Below are 17,339 nucleotides of genomic sequence, written 5' to 3'. Positions count from 1 at the left end.
GCTCCCGCTCAGAACGGGAACCGGGCGTGGCCCTCCTCCTGAACGGTGATCCACCGCCGCTCGCTGAACGACTCGACGCCGGCCTGGCCGCCGAACTTCCCGTACCCGGACTCCTGGATCCCGCCGAAGGGGGCCTGCGGCTCGTCGGCGACGGACTGGTCGTTGACGTGCACGATCCCGGTCCGAAGCCGTTTCGCCACGGCCATGCCCGCCCCGAGGTCCTCGGTGATGACCCCGGCGGTGAGGCCGTAGTTGGTGTTGTTCGCGAACTCCACGGCCTCGTCCGGGCCGTCCACCTCGAAGACGGTGGTGATGGCGCCGAAGATCTCGTCGTGGAAGATGTCCATCGCCGGGGTGACCTCGGTGAGGACGGTCGCGGGCACCAGCGAGTTCTCGAGCCGGTGCCCGCCGGCGCGCACCACGGCGCCCTTGGCCACGGCGTCGTCGATGAGCCCGTACTGCCGCTCGGCGGCCCGGGCGTTGACGGCGGGACCGATGACGGTGCCCGGGTCGGTCGGGTCCCCCGCGGGCAGGTCCTTGACCTTCTCGGCAAACCTCTCGGTGAACTCCGCGGCGACGGAGCGGTCCACGAGCACCCGGTCCACGGACATGCAGATCTGCCCGGCGTTCATGTAGGCCCCGAACGCCGCGGCGTCCACCGCGTAGTCCAGGTCGGCGTCCTCGAGCACCACCAGGCTGTTCTTGCCGCCGAGCTCCAGCACGGCGGGCTTGAGGTGCTGCGCCGCGAGCGTGCCGATGGTGCGGCCCACCGCGGTGGACCCGGTGAAGTTGACGATCCGCACCCTCCGGTCGGAGATCAGTGCCGAGACGACGTCCGCGGCATCCGCACGGTCGTTGGTCACCACGTTCAGCGCCCCGGCCGGCAGGCCGGCGTCGACCAGGGCGTCGGCGAGGAACAGGCCGCAGGCCAGCGGCGCGTCCTCGCTGGGCTTCAGGACCACGGTGTTGCCCACGGCCAGGGGCACCGCGATGGAGCGCATCCCCAGGATGAAGGGGGCGTTCCAGGGAGAGATCGCGGCGACCACCCCGTAGGGCTGGCGCACCGACATCGAACGCACCCCCGGCAGGTCGGTGGCCAGCACCTCGCCCTGGGGCATGGTCGTGGCGGCGGCGGCCTCCCGGAGGATGTCGGCGGCCAGGTGGGTGTTGAACTCCGCCCAGCCGCGCACGCCGCCGACCTCGCGGGCCATGATGTCCGCGCCCTGCTCGATGCGCTCCTCGAACAGGTCCGCCGCGCGCAGGAAGATCCGCCGGCGGGCGCCGGGGGCCATCCCCGCCCACTTCTCGGACGCGGCCGCGGCGGCGTCGACGGCGCGGGTCACGTCCTCGGGCCCGCCCGCGGCGACGGTGGCGAAGACCTCGCCCGTGTAGGGGTTGACGTCCGCGGCGGTCCTGCCGCTGAGGGCGGGCACGTGCTCCCCGTCGATGATCAGGTCTCGGGTGATGCTCATGGCGCACCTTTCGGTCGTCGTCGTCCCGCAGGGACCTCGCGTAACAGCAAGGGTACTTATCGAATCCGGGAAGTGCCACGACCGGCCGCGTGCGCACCGGGACCGGGCGGACGGGGGCGCAGAATGGGACCCGTGGAGATCATCGTCGTCGCCGCCCTCGCGATCCTCGTGGGCTCGGTCCTGCAGCGCGTCTCGGGCACCGGGGTCGGCCTGGTGGTGGCCCCGACCCTCGCGCTGCTGCTGGGCCCCGCCACGGGCGTGCTCGTGACCAACGCGACGACGACCGTCTCCGGGTTCCTCATCATGCTCTCGGTGTGGCGCCACGTGGACTGGCGGCGCTACGCGCTCATCGCCCCGGCCGCCGCGGTGGGCGCCGTGCCGGCGGCGCTCGTGGTGCGCGAGCTGCCCGCGGCCTGGCTGCAGGTCGTCGTGGGCGGCGTGGTGCTGCTGGCGCTGACCACCATGTTCGGGCTCCCCCGCCTGCCCGAGTGGCCGGGGCGGCTGCCCACGGTGCTCGCCGGGGCGATCGGGGGCTTCTTCAACACCACGGCGGGGGTGGCCGGGCCGGTCATGGTGATCCACTCCCGGCTGGCCCGCTGGGAGCAGCGCTCCTTCGCCGCGACCCTGCAGCCGGTGTTCATGACGATGGGCGCCCTGTCGGTGCTCACCAAGACCCTGCTCGGGGCGGCCGGCACGGACGGGATGCCCCCGTGGTGGGTGGCGCCCGGCGTGGTCCTCACGGTGGTGCTGGGCGTGCGGATCGGCGGGGTCGTTGCCCGCCGCGTGCCGCTGAGCACCGCCCGCACGACCGCCCTGGTCCTGGCGGGGCTGGGCGGGGCGATCACGCTGGTGCGCGGGCTGCTGGGCGTCCTCTGAGCCCGGCCGCTCCTCAGTCCTCCCGAGCCCTGCGCGTCGCGGCGTCGTTGGCCTTCCGGATCGCGTCGACGAGCTCCTTCTTGGTCATGTAGGAGCGGCCCTCGACGCCGAGCCGCTTCGCCACCTCGTAGAGGTGCTGCTTGGAGGAGTTCGCGTCGACCCCGCCGGCGGTCTCCGCACGGGAGTCGCGGCCCCCGGCGGCGTGCTCGTCGGAGGGCCCGGGCTCCTCCTTGCCCTCCCAGTGGTCGCCGACCTTCTCGTGGGTGTGCTTGAGCGCACTGTAGGCCGTGCGCGCCGCGCGCTCCTCGTCGTCGTACTGCTCGAGCGCGGAGTCGTAGGTCTTGGCGAACGTGTCCTGCGCCTTCCGCCCCGAGCGCTGCAGGGTGGAGGGCAGCTCGCTCTTCTTGGCGTGGTCGTCCTGGCCGGTCTTGGGCACGAGGTGCTCCTTCCGTGGGGGGGTTGCTCAGAAGACGGGCATGCCGCCGGTGACGCCGAGGACGATGCCGCTGACGTAGCTGGCCTCGGCCGGGCTGGCGAGGAAGACGTAGGCGCCGGCCAGCTCGGCGGGCTGGGCGATCCGCCCCAGGGGCGTCTCCTTGCCCATGCTCGCGACCGCCCCGGGCTCCTTGGTGGCCGGCCCCAGCGGGGTCCACACGGGCCCGGGGGCCACGGCGTTGACGCGGATGCCGTCGGGGCCGAGCTCGGCGGCGAGGTTGGCGGTGACGTTGTTGAGGGCCGCCTTCGTGGCGGCGTAGTCGACCATCGACACCGAGGGGTCGTAGGCCTGTACGGACGTGGTGTTGATGATGCTGTCCCCGCGGCCGAGGTGCGGCAGCGCCGCGCGGCTGATCCACAGGGTGCCGTAGAGGTTGGTGCGCACGGCCCGCTCCAGGTCCTCCGTGGCGAGCCCCTGGAGCCCCGCCTCTCCGCGCGCCCAGTGGAAGCCCGCGTTGTTCACGACCACGTTGAGCCCGCCGAGACCCTCGACCGCCCGGTCCACGATCTCCTGGCAGTTCCGCTCCTCGCGCACGTCACCGGGGACCAGGACCGCCGTGCGCCCGGCCTTCTCGATCCAGCCCACCACGTCCTGGGCGTCCTCCTGCTCGTCGGGGAGGTAGTTGATCGCGACGTCGGCGCCCTCCCGGGCGAACGCGATCGCCACGGCCCGGCCGATCCCGGAGTCCCCGCCGGTGATCAGGGCCCTGAGCCCCTCGAGCCGGCCCCGCCCCTCCCAGGACGCCTCCCCGTGGTCCGGCACGGGGTCCATGGCGGCGGTCAGGCCCGGGGGCGTCTGCTGCTGCTCGGGCATCCCGCCCTCGTCGTCGGCCATCGCGCGGGCGTGCTGGGAGACGGGCGCCTCGGGCATCTGGGGCTCCTTCGATCAGGTTGCTTATCGTTGCCTGCTCCCACCCTAGGAGGGCCGGGCACGCCTTGTCTTCCCCCGCGGGCACAAAGTTCCGCGCCGGCCGTGGACATCGCTCGACGCTCCTCGAGTTCCGTTGATAGGTTCGCGGCACGCCCTGCCCCGCGCATCCCACCGCGCACCGACGACCCGGGAGAGACCGCATGAGCCCCGACATGAAGCCCCGCAGCCGTCAGGTCACCGACGGCATCGACGCGACCGCCAGCCGCGGCATGCTCCGTGCCGTGGGCATGGGCGACGCCGACTGGGAGAAGCCGCAGATCGGCATCGCGAGCTCCTGGAACGAGATCACCCCGTGCAACCTCTCCCTGGACCGGCTCGCGCAGGGCTGCAAGGAGGGCGTCCACGCCGGGGGCGGCTACCCCCTCCAGTTCGGCACGATCTCGGTCTCGGACGGGATCTCGATGGGCCACGTGGGGATGCACTTCTCGCTGGTCTCGCGGGAGGTCATCGCGGACTCCGTGGAGACGGTCATGCAGGCGGAGCGCCTCGACGGGTCCGTGCTGCTGGCCGGGTGCGACAAGTCCCTGCCCGGCATGCTCATGGCCGCCGCCCGCCTGGACCTGGCCTCGGTGTTCCTCTACGCCGGGACCATCGCGCCGGGATGGGTGAAGCTCAGCGACGGGACGGAGAAGGACGTCACCCTCATCGACGCGTTCGAGGCCGTGGGCGCGTGCAAGGCGGGCCTGATGGGCCGGGCCGACCTCGACCGGATCGAGCGGTCCATCTGCCCGGGCGAGGGCGCCTGCGGCGGGATGTACACGGCCAACACCATGGCCTCCGTGGCCGAGGCCCTGGGCATGAGCCTGCCGGGTTCCGCGGCCCCGCCCTCGGCGGACCGGCGGCGCGACCAGTTCGCCCACCGCTCCGGGGAGGCCGTGGTCGAGATGCTCCGGCAGGGCATCACGGCGCGGGACGTATTGACGAAGGAGGCCTTCGAGAACGCCGTCACCGTGCTCATGGCCCTCGGCGGGTCCACCAACGCCGTCCTGCACCTGCTGGCCATCGCCCACGAGGCGGAGGTGGAGCTCACCCTGGAGGACTTCAACCGGATCGGGGACCGCGTCCCCCACCTCGCGGACCTCAAGCCCTTCGGCCGCTACGTCATGAACGACGTCGACCGGCACGGCGGCATCCCCGTGGTCATGAAGGCGCTGCTCGACGCCGGGCTGCTGCACGGCGACGCCCTCACCGTGACGGGACGCACGGTGGCCGAGAACCTGGCCGCCCTGGACCCCGACCCCCTGGACGGCGACGTGATCCGCACGCTCGACAACCCCATCCACCGCACGGGCGGGATCACGGTGCTGCACGGCTCCCTGGCGCCGGAGGGCGCGGTGGTGAAGTCCGCCGGCTTCGACGCCGAGGTCTTCGAGGGCCCGGCCCGGGTCTTCGAGCGCGAACAGGCGGCGATGGACGCCCTCGAGGCCGGCGAGATCACGGCCGGGGACGTGCTCGTCATCCGCTACGAGGGCCCCAAGGGCGGTCCGGGCATGCGCGAGATGCTGGCCATCACCGGGGCGATCAAGGGCGCGGGGCTCGGCAAGGACGTGCTGCTGCTCACCGACGGGCGGTTCTCGGGCGGCACCACGGGCCTGTGCATCGGCCACATCGCGCCGGAGGCCGTCGACGCCGGGCCGATCGCGTTCCTGCGCGACGGCGACCGGATCCGGGTGGACCTGGCGGCCCGCTCCCTGGACCTGCTGGTGGACGCCGAGGAGCTGGCCGGGCGCCGCGAGGGCTGGGCCCCCCTGCGCCCGCAGTACGAGGGCGGCGTGCTGGGCAAGTACGTCAAGCTGGTGCGCTCGGCGTCCCTGGGGGCCGTCACCGGCTGACCGGCCGTCCCGGCGGCCGGCCGTCCCGGCGGCCGGCAGTCCCGGCGGCCGGCAGTCCCGGCGGCCGGCAGTCCCGGCGGCCGGCAGTCCCGGCGGCCGGCGGTCCCCGTGCCCGGTCCGGGCGCGGCTCGGCCGCACCGGGCACCCCTTCCGTGCACCGGGCCCCCGACCGCGGTGGTCGGGGGCCCGGTGCACGGGAGGGGTCGGCTCAGAGCGCGCCGCCCGCGGGGCGGTCGTCGATGCGCCGGCTGGTGGGGTCCACGTCCAGGTCCGCGTCGACGGTGTCGTCGGTGAGGGCCTCGTCCACGGTGGGGATCGGGGGGACCTCCCCGGTCACGGTCTCGCCGGGGGTCACCGGCGCCGCGGGGGTCACCGGCGCCGCGGGGGTCACCGGCGCCGCGGGGGCCGCCGGTGCCGCGGGCGGCGCCGTCGACTCGAGGGTGACCGGCTCCGTGTCCGGAGCGGAGTCCTTCTTCTTCGCCGCGGCGGCCGCCCCGGCGGCCGCGACGCCGGCCGCCGCGACGCCGGCGGCGACCGCCTTGCCCGACACCCCGGCCTTGCCGTCGTCCCCGCGGGAGGCGGCGGCGTGCTCGACCCCGGGCGTGCCGACGGGAGCGCCCTCGTTGACGGAGCCCCGCCAGGCGCCGGTCGCGTAGCCCTCGTCCTCGATGAACTTCTTGAACCGCTCGAGGTCGCCCTCGGCCTGGTTCTCGACCACGTTGAGCTTGTCCCCGACCTTCTCCACGAGGCCCTCGGGCTCGTACTCGAGGACCAGGTGCACCTCGGTCCGGCCGTTGCCCGCGTCGTGGAACATCACGGTGCCGGCGTTGGTGGCGCCCTCGGTGGCGGCCCAGGAGACCCGGCGGTCCGGGACCTGCTCCACGATCTTCGCCTCCCACTGCCGGCGGACGCCGCCGATCTCGGCAACCCACTCGAGGCGGTCGTCGCCGAGCTGCGTCACGCTCTGCACGCCGCTCATGAAGTGGGGGAAGTCCTCGAACTGGGTCCACTGGTTGTACACGGTGGTCAGCGGCACGTCGACCACGACAGTCTTCTCGACCTTGGTGCTCATGGCATCTCCTTCGTTCCGTCTTGACGATCAGCGGTGACGAAAAACAACAAATTCGCCAGTCTGCTTACGGTACCGCGCACGGCCCCGCGAGACCAGGGTTCCGGGACCCCCGGAGGCGCCGCGGAACGCACCGGCCGGCCCGCCGGGGACGCCGACTATGGACTTGACGTGGGCGGACGAGGAGAATTGCCGCACGACTCGCGGGGGGCTCGGCATGGCGACACTCGAGACAGAATTCCGGACACTGGTGTCCGTCCAGAACGCGCGAGCGCCCGACGCCGTCGAGGGGCACCTGGCGTGGGGACGGCTGGTGGACAGCGACTACGTGCTGGTGCAGGGCCCGCCGGACTGGCTGGGACGGGACGTCGACCCCGAGGTGCTGATCGCCCGCGTCGCGTCGGGGCGCACGGACGAGGTCGAGCGGATCAGGATCTCGCGGATCCTGCTGCACGGCGTCCTGCACGACCCGGACTCCGAGATGACGGGCATCCGGCTCGAGCACCCGTCCGGGTGCCCCGCGCAGGGCCCCCCGGACGGCGCGGGCTCCGAGCGCCGGCTCGCCACGGGCGCCGAGCTGTGCTCGGCCGTGGAGACCGCGCTGGGGGCACGGCCCGCCGAGGTCCCGGACTGCGCCGAGGACGCCCTGCGACCTGTGGTGGCGTGGGAGGAGATCCGGCGCCACTCGATCGTCGAGGACTGCCGCCTGCCCGCCCCTCCCGTCGAGCGGATGTGGATCTGCACCGTCTTCGGCAGGTCCGTGTGCAGCTGAGCAGGGGGGCCGATGAGATCCTGGAGACACCCCTCGCGCGTGGCCCTGGACCTCGTCGCGGTGCCGGTGCTGTGGGGCATCGAGCTCCAGATCACGTGGGACCGCACGGCGGAGCCCGGTGCGGTCGCCCCCTGGCTCGTCGTGCTCTCGGCGGCGCTGCTGTACCTGCCCCTGTTCTGGCGCCGCCGGTGGCCCCTGGCCGTGCTCCTGCTGGTCGTGCTGGGCGCCGTGGCCGTCGCGCTGCTCGGCTTCGGGTTCCACCCCATCTTCTGCGTCTGGCTGGCCCTCTTCGCGGTGGCCGCGCACTGCCCGGACCGCAGGGCGGTCCCCGGCCTGGCGATCGCGTTCCTGCCGGTCGCCACCAGCGTGCACGCCACCGTCCAGGACACCCCCGATCCGTCGATGCGGGCGGCCTCGTTCCTCGTCGCGGCCCTGTTCCTCACCGTGGCCCACCTCGTCGTCTTCGGCGTGGGCCGGTGGGTCCGCTGGAGCGTGGCGCAGCGCGAGCTCGTGGCCCGGCTGGCCGCCGCCCGGGCCGAGGCCGAGGAGCGCCAGCGCATCGCCCGGGAGCTGCACGACGTCGTGGCGCACGCGGTGAGCCTCATGGTGCTGCAGGCCGGAGGGGCCGAGCGCGTCATGGAGCGCGACCCGGACCGGGCCCGGGCGGCGCTGCGGCAGGTCGACGAGCTCGGTGAGCAGGCCGTCACGGAGCTGCGGCGCATGCTGGGCCTGCTCTCCCCGGCGCCGGCGGCTCCGGGAGAGCAGGAGCCGGTGGGCCTGCAGCGACTGGACGGCCTGCTGGACCACCTGCGCGCGGCGGGCCGGGAGGTGGAGCTCTGCGTGGCGGGCGAGCCCTGCGCCCTGGAGCCGGCCGTGGACGAGGCCGCGTACCGCATCGCGCAGGAGGCCCTGACCAACGCCGTCAAGCACGCCGCCCCGGACCGCCCTGTCCGGGTGGCCCTCGACTGGGGCCCCCGGGACGTCGAGCTCTCCGTCCGCACGGACGGCGCCGGGGCCCGCGGTCGCCTCGCCGCACGGCTGTCGACCGGGCACGGGGTGCGGGGGATGGCGGAGCGCGCCCGGGCGGTGGGCGGCGAGGCGACGGCCGGACCCGACCCGCACGGCGGGTACCTGGTGTCCGCGCGGCTTCCCGTCGGCCCCGCCGACCCGCACGGCGCCGCGGCGGCCACCGCGGGCGGGGAGGCCACCGGATGACACGCGGCACGGAACCCGCACCCGTCCGGGTGCTCCTGGTGGACGACGAGGCGATGGTGCGCTCCGGGCTGGCCATGCTCCTCACCGCCGAGCCGGACCTGATCGTCGTCGGCGAGGCCGCCGACGGCGCGGCGGCCGTCGAGGAGACGGCCCGCCTGCAGCCGGACGTGGTGGTCATGGACGTGCGCATGCCCGGCACGGACGGGGTGGCCGCCACCCGGGTGCTCACGTCCGACGCGTTCCTGGACCGGGTGCCGAACGTCGCCACCGTCCTGATGCTGACGACGTTCGACGAGGACGCCGCCGTCCACGCCGCGCTGCGGGCGGGCGCCTCCGGCTTCATCCTCAAGAGCTCCGCGCCGAAGGTCCTGGCGGACGCCGTGCGCTCCCTCGCCCGCGGCGGGGGCTGGCTGGACCCGGACGTGACCCGCAGGCTCCTGACCGAGTTCAGCCGGCACCCCGACCCTGCCGTCCCGCCGCCGGAGCAGCTGCAGCAGCTCACCCGGCGGGAGCGCGAGGTCCTGGTCGCCGTCGCCCACGGCCTGACCAACACGGAGATCGCCCGGCGGCTGTTCCTCAGCGAGGCGACCGTGAAGACCCACGTCCACCGGATCTTCCTGAAGCTGGGCGTCAGCGAGCGCGCCCAGGCGGTGACGGCCGCGTTCAAGAGCGGGCTCGTCAAGCCCACGGACAGCTTCTGAGTCCTGCCCCCGGCCTCCCGCGTACCACCCCGGTTGTACGCCGGAGTTCAACTCCCGGGTGGACGCCGCACGGTGCCCCCGACTGCGAATCTTGTCCTGTCGGTTCGAGAAGTTCCCCGCCGGACCCCGGGGGAGGAACCACCGGCAACCACGCAGTCCCTCTTCCGCAGGAGACCCGAAATGTCCATCGAAACCACCTCGTCCGCAGCCCCGCAGCCGGCCGGCGCCCGCCGCTACGCCCGCAAGGCGGTGCTGTCCCTGGCCTCCCTGACCCTGGCCGCCGGTGCCCTGCCCCTGCTGGGCTCCCCCGCCCAGGCGGCTCCGGCGCCGGCCGACTCGGCACAGTCCTCGGTGCTCGGGACGGAGTCGCACAAGCCGCACCAGAAGCACTGCTCGGTCGACGCCCACAAGCCCTCCTGGACGTGGCACCACGGGAAGAAGATCGTCAAGTACCCGTTCCACGTGAAGTGCCCCAAGGGGTACAAGGTGGAGGTCAAGCAGCACTACTACGCCGTGAGCAAGTACGGCCACCACCACTACACCGGCGGCGACCACTACTACTACTGGGGCGGCGCCTGGGGCGGCGGGCACTACAAGCACCTGGACCACCACGACGACAAGAAGGTCTACCACGTGGTCAAGTACCGCTACTACGACGGCTACTCCTGGTCCCCCTGGTACCAGGACACCAGCCACTGGACCGGTCTCGGTCACTGACCGGACGGCGCCGGGGCCGGCCGCACACCGGCCGGCCCCCGGACCGCCCCCTCCTTCCGCTCTTCCTCCCTCACCTCCCGTTCCCGGGGCCGTTCCCCGGCGCTGTGCGCCGGCCGGACGGACTCCCCTCCAGCTCAAGAGCCGATCATGGACCTCACCCATCAGCACCCCACCGCCAGGGCCTGGGACCTCACCCCCGGCGACACGTTCCACGGCCGCACCATCACGGCGGTCCACGGCGTGGTCGGCCTGGCGCTCAGCCCGGTGGCCGTCATCTCCTTCACGGAGGACAGCTGTGAGCCCCGCGCCCAGGCCCGCATCGGGGCCGCCCACTGCGAGACCCACCAGTACTACGACGAGATCATGCTCAGCGCCCGCGCGTGGGTCCGCACCCACGGCCTGCACGAGGGCGACGACGTGGACCTGGACCGGCTGCGGGCCGAGGTCATGGGCGCGGCCGCCCGGAACTGACCCCGCCCCTCCCCGGCGTCCCGCCCTCCGCGAGCAGCGGCGCCACCCGGTACGGGATGACGGTGCGCAGGAACATGCTCGTCGACGTCCGCAGGATGCCGGGGCACAACCGGATCTCCTCGGAGACCCGGTAGAGGTCCTCGGGGTCCTTCGCGACCACCCGGCACAGCAGGTCCGTCTGCCCGGCGGGGGCGAACACCTCGATGACCTGGGAGATCGCCTGCAGACCGGCGATCGCCTCGTCGAGCTGGTGCTGGTCGAGCTCCACGGCCACGCTCGCGGCGAGACCGTAGCCGAGCGCCGCCGGCGTCACCCGGGTGCTGTGCGGGCGCAGCGCGGGGCTCGCGCGGTAGCGCTCGAGCCGGGCCTGGATGGTCCCGCGCGCCAGGCCCGTGCGCTGCGCCAGGGCCAGCACGGTCATCCGCGGGTCCTCGTCCAGCGCCGCCAGGATCCTCCGGTCCGTCGGGTCCAGCGGGCCCGTCCCGGCCCCGCCGTTCGTCATGCTGACCACAGCAGCCCCTCCTTCCTGACCGAAATCGGTCGATCTGATCAGGTTCAGAGTAGACGTTTGCGCATCGTGCTGACCACGGTGTCAACTGGTGATCACACGGTGCGCCACCGGACCCGGTTCCGCGCATCCCGGCCGGCGCCGGACGCCCACGAAGCGTCCTGCGCTCCGCACCGCTCGGCACCCCGCGGCGGCAGAGGCCCTCTCCCGGCCCGCGGGAGCTCCGAGGAGCTCCCGCGGGCCGAGCGCTGTCCCGGAACAGCACGGCCGCCGCCCGGACCGGGCCCTGCCCGCGGTCCGGGGCGGCGCCGGTCAGTGCTGCCGGGCCACCGACCGGCGGCAGGCGAGGAAGGTCGCCACGAGGTCCCAGACGGTGACGCCCACCACGACCGCGACGCCGATCTGCGCGAACTCGTCGCCCACCCAGCCGCGCTCGCGGAGCACCGGGTTCACCACGGACTCGGTGCGCAGCACGGTGACGAGCAGCGCGGCCATGGCGAGGTCCAGCACGGCGTTGATCCCGAACAGCGCCCACGACCACCGGCGGCGGCGGAAGCGCAGCAGCTCCCACCCCCAGGCGAGCAGCACGATCCCCAGGTAGAGCGGCACCCACGGCGTCCACACGGCCGGGTCGAGCATCGGCTCGCCGGCGAGCGGGCCCTCGCGGAACAGCGGCCGCGAGAGCAGGAACGGCGCGGCGAAGGCCAGGCCCAGGGCGATGGTGGCCCAGACCAGCTCCCCGGCGGTGATGTCCCGTTCGGGGCGCGGCGGCGGCAGCCGCTCGACGGTCCACCGCGGGGGCGCCTGCCCCGCGGCCCCGCCCCGGTCGCCGCGGCGCGCCGCCTCCGCGGCCTCCGTGCGCTCCACCACGGCGAAGACGACGACGGCGATGCCCGCCCCCATCAGGGCCCCCTGGATCGCGGCGCCGACCGCGGGGGCGAGCGAGAGCACGAGATAGCTGACCAGGTCCTCGCGCCCCGCCTCCCCGAAGAGCCGGCCGAGCAGGGTGAGCCCGCCGAAGAGTCCGGCCAGCACGGGCACCAGGACCCGCAGCAGCTCGAGGAAGTCGTGGTAGTGCGCAGGGCCGATCAGGTGCCGGGGACCGGGACCGTAGTCCTCGGCCAGCAGGGCGGGGTCGCCGAGCTCCTCGAGGGCGCGGCGCTCCGCCTCGGCCGGCGGGAGTCCCTGCGCCACGCCGTCGTCGACCATGTCGGCGACAGTGCCCCGCAGCTCCCGGGACACGTCCGCGCGGGCTCCGGGCGGGAGGCGCCGGGCGACCTCCTGCAGATAGCTCTCGGTGCGCGGGGTGAGGGTGCTGGCGGACACGGCGATCAGTCCTCGGGAGGAGTCGGGCGGGAGAGGGCGGACAGCGCCGCGTGCAGCCGGAGCCGTTCGGCCTCGAGGGCGTCCCGGGCGCGGGCCCCGAGCCCGGTGATCCGGTAGAACTTCCGGGGCCGGGACTCGTCGGTGTTCCAGTCGCTCTCGAGCAGGCCCTGGGTCTCGAGCCGGCGCAGGAGCGGGTAGAGGGTGCCGGCCTCGACGTCGAGCCCGGCATCGGCGAGGGTCCGGAGCAGGGCGTAGCCGTAGCGGGGCTCGTCCAGGACGAGCAGACAGGCCAGGACCGTCGTGCCGCGGCGCAGCTCCTGGGTGTGGGAGGCGACGACCTGGTCGAACGGTTCCGGTGCCATGCCCACATCATAGTGTGCGTCACACACTATTGGAAGAGCCATCCCGCACAGCCTGCCCCCACCACCGCCGAACTCACCGGCTCCGCCCGAGACCGGCGGACCTCGTCTGCGGTCTCGGGCGGAGCCGGTGAGTTCGGCGAAGAAGGGCGGGGCGGGGCGGCGGGCTCCGTCAGGACGCGATGACCTTCGGCACGCCGAACGCCTTGAGGCCCTCCACCCCGAACTCCACGCCGAAGCCCGAGCCCTTGATCCCGCCGAAGGGCATGCGGGGGTCGATCGCGCCGTGCTTGTTGATCCACACCGTGCCGGCCTGGATCCGCGCGGCCACCTCCCGGGCGCGGTCGGTGTCGGTGCCCCACACGGAGGCGCCGAGCCCCACGTCCAGCCGGTTGGCCATGCGCACGGCGTCGTCCACCGAGGAGTACTTCACGATGGGCAGGGCCGGCCCGAACTGCTCCTCGGTCACGAGGGGGTTGTCGTCGTCGAGGTCGGCCACCAGGGTCGTCGGATAGAAGTGCCCCGGCCGGTCCTCGTCCGGGTCCCCGCCGAGCAGCACCCGCCCCCCGCCGGCCCTGGCCTTCTCCACGAGGTCGGCCACGATCTCGAACTGCGACCTGTTCTGCAGGGGGCCCAGGACGTTGCGCTCGTCCCGGCCCTCGCCCATCGGCATGGCCGCCGCGACCTCGGTGAGGGACTCGCACACGGCGTCGTAGACGTCCTCGTGGACGTAGAGGCGCTTGAGGGCCGCGCAGGTCTGGCCCGTGTTGATGAACGCGCCCCAGAACAGGCCCTCGGCGATGGCCTGCGGATCGGCGTCCGGGAGCACGATGCCCGCGTCGTTGCCGCCCAGCTCGAGGGTCAGCCGGGTCAGCGTGTCCGCGGCCGAGCGCATGATCGCCTTGCCCGTGGCGGTCGACCCGGTGAACGTGAGCTTGTCCACGCCGGGGTGCCGGGACAGTGCCTCGCCGACCTCCCGGCCGCCGGGGACCACGGTGACGAGACCCTCGGGCAGCACCTGGTTCACGACGTGCGCCAGGCCCAGGACGGAGAGCGGGGTGTGCTCGGAGGGCTTGAGCACCACGGTGTTGCCCATGCGCAGCGCCGGGGCGATCTGCCAGACCGAGATCATCATGGGCCAGTTCCAGGGACCGATCGCCCCGACGACCCCGATGGGGTCGTAGGTGAGGACCGCGGTGCCGGACTCGTCGTCGAAGACCGTCTCGGGCTCGAGCGGCAAGGACGCCGCAGCGCGCATCCAGGCCGCCGCGCCGCCGACCTCGAACATGGCGTTCGGCCCCTGGTGCACCGGCTTGCCCTGCTCGCGCGAGAGCAGCTCGGCGAGCGCTGGAGCGTTCGCCTCGATCGCGTCGGCGGCCCGGTGCAGCAGCGCGCAGCGCTCGGCGTCCGGGACAGCCGCCCACTCGCCCTGCTCCTCCCGGGCGCGGGCCAGGGCCTGATCCAGCTCCTCGACCGTGGACTCGTGGACCCGGCCGACCAGCTCCCCGGTGGCCGGGTCGAGGATCTCGCGGCCCTCCGGGTCGGTGACGGCGGCGAGCAGGTCGCCGTAGGTCATGGGCGCGGTCTCGGTCGTGGTCTCGGTCGTGGTCTCGGTCGTGGTGGTCACGGGGTCTCCTTCGGGACGGACGGATCAGGACTGCCCCCATGGTGACCCGGGACACGTCACCGCGGCTTGTCCGTGCGAGCACGGCTCTTGACCCACAGCGCGGACCGGCGCGCTGTGGGTCAAGCGCCGTGCACGCCGGGACAAGGTGCCGCGGTGTGCTCCGGACCACACTGGGGCCATGGACAACGAGACCGCCAAGACCTACGTCGTCGTGGGCGCCGGCACCGCCGGCAGCATCCTGACCCGCCGCCTCCTGGACGCCGGCCACGAGGTGATCCTCCTCGAGGCCGGGGGCAAGGACCTGAATCCGGCGATCCACCTGGTGTCCCGCCTGGGCGAGCTCTGGCACTCGCCCGAGGACTGGGACTACTTCACCGTGCCCCAGCGGCACGCGGACGGCCGGGTCATCCACTGGCCCCGCGGGCGCGTGCTCGGCGGCTCCCACGCGCTCAACGCCACCATCTGGGTGCGCGGCGCGGCGCAGGACTACGACGCCTGGGCGGCGGACGGCTGCCCGGTGTGGGGCTGGGACGACGTGCTGCCGTGGTTCACCGCGGTCGAGGCCTACGTGCCGCCCGCCGGGGCGGTCCCGGACGGCAGCCGGGGCACCGACGGGCCGGTCCCCGCGGTGCAGGACTACCCGCTCAACCCGATCTTCGAGTCGATCGTCGAGGCCGCCGAGCACGTGGGCGTGCCCTGGAACGAGGACTACAACGCCGGCACGCTCGACGGCGTCTCCCAGCAGCAGATCAACGTCCGCGACGGACGGCGCTTCAACACGTACATGGCGTACGTGGCGCCGGTGGAGGACCACCCGCGGCTGACGGTCCGCACCGGCGTGCTCCTCCAGAAGGTCCTGCTCGAGGAGGCCCGCGCCGTCGGCGTGGCCGTCGTGCCCCTCGACGACCCGGACGGCGTCCCCGAGCGGATCCACGCCGACGAGGTGATCCTGTGCGCCGGGGCGCTCGACTCCCCCAAGATCCTCCTGCGCTCCGGCATCGGCCCGGCCGAGCACCTCGCCGACGTCGGGGTGCCCGTGGCCCACGACCTGCCCGGGGTGGGCGCCAACCTGCACGACCACCTGCTGGCCCCCGTCATCGCCGAGGCGACGAACCGCACCATCGAGCACCCCGCCTCCGACTGGTCCGTCACCCAGACCCACCTGTTCTGGCGCTCCCGGCCGGAGCTGGACGCGCCCGACACGCAGCCGATCCACTTCTCGGTCCCGATGTACGACGACGGGATGACGGGGCCGGCGAACGCCTTCACCCTGCACTCCGGGCTGGTCCGGCCGTACTCCCGGGGGACCGTGCGGCTCACCGGGCCGGGGGTCTCGGACCCCGTGGAGCTGGACCCGAACATCTTCGACGACCCGCGCGACCGCGAGGCGCTGCTGGCCTCCTTCCGCCAGGCCCGCGAGATGGTCGCGGCGCCGCCGCTGGCGCAGGGATGGGGCGCCGAGGAGCTCTACCCCGGGGCGGAGGTGCGCACCGAGGAGGAGGAGATCGCCTACGTCAACAGGTTCGTCACCACCTACCACCACCAGGTGGGCACGTGCCGCATGGGCACCGGCCCGGACGCGGTGGTCTCCCCCGAGGACCTGCGCGTGCACGGGATCGACCGCCTGCGGGTCGTGGACGCCTCGGTCATGCCGCGGGTGCCCAGCGGCAACACCAACGCGCCCACGGCGATGATCGCGGAGCGCGCCGCGTCCCTCATCACCGGAGGGTGACGGCGCCCCTCAGTCGTCCCAGCCCTGCTGCGGCGTGGCGCAGGACTCCCGGAACACGTACTGGGAGATCCGGCGCCGCTCCCGGCTGGACCAGTCGATCGCCGGGCGACGGTGCTCCTCCGGGACGTAGCCCAGCCGGTAGACGGCCATGAGCTCGAGGTCCTCGGGCACGTCCAGGAGGTCCACGATCTCGGCCCACCGGGCGGGGGCCTCCATGGGGAAGGAGATGAACTGGATGCCCATGCCGAGCTCCACGGTGGTCAGCCACAGGTTCTCCATGGCCGCGCCCATCGAGAAGAGCGAGTAGAACCCGGAGAGCTCCCCCGGGCGGTACTCGCGGCGGTCGAGCATCACGCCGAGCAGCAGCGGGGACCCCGCCACGAGCTTGTGGTTCTCCGCGCCCAGGGTCTGCGGCACCCGCAGCCGGTTCATCATCGCCTGCCCGCCCGGGGTGAACGCCTTCTTGGTGAAGGGGCGCAGCACCGCGGGCAGCTTGTCGAAGAGCATCCCGAAGCGCTGCTCGTCCATCTCCTGCTTGCTGAAGCGGAAGTAGCGCTTGTACCGGTCGAAGAACGTCCCCTCGGCCATCACCTGCGTCATCGAGTCGGCGCTGATCCGGGCGATCCGGTCGATGGTCCCCCGGTCCTCGATCAGCACGAAGCGCCAGGGCTGGCTGTTGAACTGGGAGGGCGCGGCCGCGGCCGTGCGCAGCAGCAGCTTCTGGTGCTCCGGGGACACCCGCTCCGGCAGGAACGGGCCGTTCGTGGTGCGGCGGTTGAAGACGACGTCGAGGAACTCCATGTGCTCTCCGGTCAGATCGGGCGGATCGGGTCAGGACGGGCGGGTCGGTCCGCGGGCGGCGCGGGCGCGGCCCAGGGCCGCGGCGTAGAACGGTGCCGCGGACAGCGCCGCGAGCGCGTGGCGGCGCGGGTGCCCCTGGGCCGGCGTGCCGATGCGCGGGAGGGCGAGCAGGGGCAGCAGCGCCGGCGCCAGGGCTCGGCCCGCGGCGCGCCCGGAGGCGGAGGACGAGCAGGCGGCGAGGAGCGCGGCGGCCGCCGTCGTGGTGGTGGTGGCGATGTAGAGGGCGTGGTGGATCCAGCGGAACCGGCCCGTGCGCACGAGCCCGGCGCCCACGGACGCGCCCAGGGCGGCGTTGGCGGCCCAGCACGCGCTCGCGAGACCGATCCACGGCGCGGGCGACGAGCCCACGGCACGCACGGTGTGTCCCACGCGGCC

Annotated in this window: 18 protein-coding genes; 8 read left to right on the top strand and 10 right to left on the bottom strand. The window is 73.7% G+C overall.

Annotated elements, in window-relative coordinates; translation table 11 throughout:
* Nucleotides 1-8 precede the first annotated feature (8 nt).
* Nucleotides 9-1,472 (bottom strand): aldehyde dehydrogenase family protein, encoded by a 1,464-nt coding sequence (locus tag AVL61_RS04360; RefSeq protein WP_058873099.1) that lies wholly within the window; start codon nt 1,470-1,472, stop codon nt 9-11.
* A 123-nt stretch (nt 1,473-1,595) separates the two neighbouring features.
* On the opposite strand from AVL61_RS04360, the gene AVL61_RS04355 reads away from it, so the two are divergent.
* Nucleotides 1,596-2,348: a TSUP family transporter gene (locus tag AVL61_RS04355; RefSeq protein ID WP_058873098.1), complete on the top strand. Its 753-nt coding sequence runs from the start codon at nt 1,596-1,598 to the stop codon at nt 2,346-2,348.
* A gap of 13 nt (nt 2,349-2,361) precedes the next feature.
* Here AVL61_RS04355 and AVL61_RS04350 read toward each other — a convergent pair whose 3' ends face one another.
* Both AVL61_RS04350 and AVL61_RS04345 read right to left on the bottom strand, forming a co-directional pair.
* A complete protein-coding gene (locus tag AVL61_RS04350) occupies nt 2,362-2,784 on the bottom strand; it encodes a ChaB family protein (protein ID WP_058873097.1) in 423 nt (140 codons plus the stop codon).
* A 27-nt stretch (nt 2,785-2,811) separates the two neighbouring features.
* Entirely contained in the window at nt 2,812-3,714 is a 903-nt protein-coding gene (locus AVL61_RS04345; RefSeq protein ID WP_058873096.1) for an SDR family oxidoreductase, read from the bottom strand.
* A 200-nt stretch (nt 3,715-3,914) separates the two neighbouring features.
* Here AVL61_RS04345 and ilvD point away from each other — a divergent pair, with 200 nt between their 5' ends.
* On the top strand, nt 3,915-5,606 hold the full coding sequence (gene ilvD / locus AVL61_RS04340; protein ID WP_058873095.1) for a dihydroxy-acid dehydratase: 1,692 nt from the start codon (nt 3,915-3,917) through the stop codon (nt 5,604-5,606).
* A 208-nt stretch (nt 5,607-5,814) separates the two neighbouring features.
* Here ilvD and AVL61_RS04335 read toward each other — a convergent pair whose 3' ends face one another.
* Nucleotides 5,815-6,678, bottom strand: a complete 864-nt coding sequence (locus tag AVL61_RS04335) for an SRPBCC family protein (protein ID WP_058873094.1) — start codon at nt 6,676-6,678, stop codon at nt 5,815-5,817.
* A 247-nt stretch (nt 6,679-6,925) separates the two neighbouring features.
* On the opposite strand from AVL61_RS04335, the gene AVL61_RS04330 reads away from it, so the two are divergent.
* The 5 genes from AVL61_RS04330 to AVL61_RS04310 all read left to right on the top strand — a co-directional run bounded on the left by AVL61_RS04330 (nt 6,926) and on the right by AVL61_RS04310 (nt 10,551).
* Nucleotides 6,926-7,447, top strand: coding sequence for a hypothetical protein (locus tag AVL61_RS04330; protein WP_058873093.1), 522 nt, complete (start codon nt 6,926-6,928; stop codon nt 7,445-7,447).
* 12 nt (nt 7,448-7,459) lie between these two features.
* Nucleotides 7,460-8,662, top strand: coding sequence for a sensor histidine kinase (locus AVL61_RS18110; RefSeq protein ID WP_197412635.1), 1,203 nt, complete (start codon nt 7,460-7,462; stop codon nt 8,660-8,662).
* Nucleotides 8,659-9,363 carry a response regulator gene (locus tag AVL61_RS04320; protein ID WP_058873091.1) on the top strand — a complete coding sequence of 235 codons (705 nt, stop codon included), beginning with the start codon at nt 8,659-8,661 and terminating at the stop codon, nt 9,361-9,363. Before AVL61_RS18110 ends, AVL61_RS04320 begins: the two co-directional genes overlap by 4 nt.
* A 180-nt stretch (nt 9,364-9,543) precedes the next feature.
* On the top strand, nt 9,544-10,080 hold the full coding sequence (locus tag AVL61_RS04315) for a hypothetical protein (RefSeq protein WP_058873090.1): 537 nt from the start codon (nt 9,544-9,546) through the stop codon (nt 10,078-10,080).
* 147 nt (nt 10,081-10,227) lie between these two features.
* Entirely contained in the window at nt 10,228-10,551 is a 324-nt protein-coding gene (locus AVL61_RS04310) for a hypothetical protein (RefSeq protein WP_058873089.1), read from the top strand.
* Here AVL61_RS04310 and AVL61_RS04305 read toward each other — a convergent pair.
* The 4 genes from AVL61_RS04305 to AVL61_RS04290 form a co-directional block, all read right to left on the bottom strand.
* Entirely contained in the window at nt 10,526-11,053 is a 528-nt protein-coding gene (locus AVL61_RS04305) for an Lrp/AsnC family transcriptional regulator (protein ID WP_058873248.1), read from the bottom strand. The two genes, AVL61_RS04310 and AVL61_RS04305, sit on opposite strands and share 26 nt — an antisense overlap.
* 318 nt (nt 11,054-11,371) lie before the next feature.
* Nucleotides 11,372-12,385, bottom strand: coding sequence for a permease prefix domain 1-containing protein (locus AVL61_RS04300; RefSeq protein WP_058873088.1), 1,014 nt, complete (start codon nt 12,383-12,385; stop codon nt 11,372-11,374).
* A 5-nt stretch (nt 12,386-12,390) separates the two neighbouring features.
* Nucleotides 12,391-12,747 carry a PadR family transcriptional regulator gene (locus tag AVL61_RS04295; RefSeq protein ID WP_058873087.1) on the bottom strand — a complete coding sequence of 119 codons (357 nt, stop codon included), beginning with the start codon at nt 12,745-12,747 and terminating at the stop codon, nt 12,391-12,393.
* Nucleotides 12,748-12,916: 169 nt separating this feature from the next.
* Nucleotides 12,917-14,320, bottom strand: coding sequence for an aldehyde dehydrogenase family protein (locus tag AVL61_RS04290; RefSeq protein WP_058873247.1), 1,404 nt, complete (start codon nt 14,318-14,320; stop codon nt 12,917-12,919).
* A 229-nt stretch (nt 14,321-14,549) separates the two neighbouring features.
* Between AVL61_RS04290 and AVL61_RS04285 the strand changes: the two genes are divergently transcribed.
* A complete protein-coding gene (locus AVL61_RS04285; RefSeq protein WP_058873086.1) occupies nt 14,550-16,103 on the top strand; it encodes a GMC family oxidoreductase in 1,554 nt (517 codons plus the stop codon).
* A gap of 9 nt (nt 16,104-16,112) precedes the next feature.
* Here AVL61_RS04285 and AVL61_RS04280 read toward each other — a convergent pair whose 3' ends face one another.
* A complete protein-coding gene (locus AVL61_RS04280; RefSeq protein WP_058873085.1) occupies nt 16,113-16,904 on the bottom strand; it encodes a nitroreductase family protein in 792 nt (263 codons plus the stop codon).
* A gap of 30 nt (nt 16,905-16,934) precedes the next feature.
* Complete coding sequence (locus AVL61_RS04275; RefSeq protein WP_058873084.1) at nt 16,935-17,333, bottom strand: hypothetical protein; 399 nt, start codon at nt 17,331-17,333, stop codon at nt 16,935-16,937.
* Between the last annotated feature and the right edge of the window lie 6 nt (nt 17,334-17,339).

Source organism: Kocuria rosea subsp. polaris (genome assembly GCF_001483755.1).
In the GTDB taxonomy this organism is placed as follows: Bacteria; Actinomycetota; Actinomycetes; order Actinomycetales; family Micrococcaceae; genus Kocuria; species Kocuria cellulosilytica.
This window is presented reverse-complemented; position numbering and strand designations above follow the sequence as displayed.

Excerpts from the sequence above, each read along its gene's own strand:
- AVL61_RS04360 (WP_058873099.1), bottom strand. The coding sequence starts at position 1,472 with ATGAGCATCACCCGAGACCTGATCATCGACGGGGAGCACGTGCCCGCC.
- AVL61_RS04355 (WP_058873098.1), top strand. The coding sequence starts at position 1,596 with ATGGGACCCGTGGAGATCATCGTCGTCGCCGCCCTCGCGATCCTCGTG.
- AVL61_RS04345 (WP_058873096.1), bottom strand. The coding sequence starts at position 3,714 with ATGCCCGAGGCGCCCGTCTCCCAGCACGCCCGCGCGATGGCCGACGAC.
- ilvD (WP_058873095.1), top strand. The coding sequence starts at position 3,915 with ATGAGCCCCGACATGAAGCCCCGCAGCCGTCAGGTCACCGACGGCATC.
- AVL61_RS04335 (WP_058873094.1), bottom strand. The coding sequence starts at position 6,678 with ATGAGCACCAAGGTCGAGAAGACTGTCGTGGTCGACGTGCCGCTGACC.
- AVL61_RS18110 (WP_197412635.1), top strand. The coding sequence starts at position 7,460 with ATGAGATCCTGGAGACACCCCTCGCGCGTGGCCCTGGACCTCGTCGCG.
- AVL61_RS04320 (WP_058873091.1), top strand. The coding sequence starts at position 8,659 with ATGACACGCGGCACGGAACCCGCACCCGTCCGGGTGCTCCTGGTGGAC.
- AVL61_RS04315 (WP_058873090.1), top strand. The coding sequence starts at position 9,544 with ATGTCCATCGAAACCACCTCGTCCGCAGCCCCGCAGCCGGCCGGCGCC.
- AVL61_RS04310 (WP_058873089.1), top strand. The coding sequence starts at position 10,228 with ATGGACCTCACCCATCAGCACCCCACCGCCAGGGCCTGGGACCTCACC.
- AVL61_RS04305 (WP_058873248.1), bottom strand. The coding sequence starts at position 11,053 with ATGACGAACGGCGGGGCCGGGACGGGCCCGCTGGACCCGACGGACCGG.
- AVL61_RS04295 (WP_058873087.1), bottom strand. The coding sequence starts at position 12,747 with ATGGCACCGGAACCGTTCGACCAGGTCGTCGCCTCCCACACCCAGGAG.
- AVL61_RS04290 (WP_058873247.1), bottom strand. The coding sequence starts at position 14,320 with ATGACCTACGGCGACCTGCTCGCCGCCGTCACCGACCCGGAGGGCCGC.
- AVL61_RS04285 (WP_058873086.1), top strand. The coding sequence starts at position 14,550 with ATGGACAACGAGACCGCCAAGACCTACGTCGTCGTGGGCGCCGGCACC.
- AVL61_RS04280 (WP_058873085.1), bottom strand. The coding sequence starts at position 16,904 with ATGGAGTTCCTCGACGTCGTCTTCAACCGCCGCACCACGAACGGCCCG.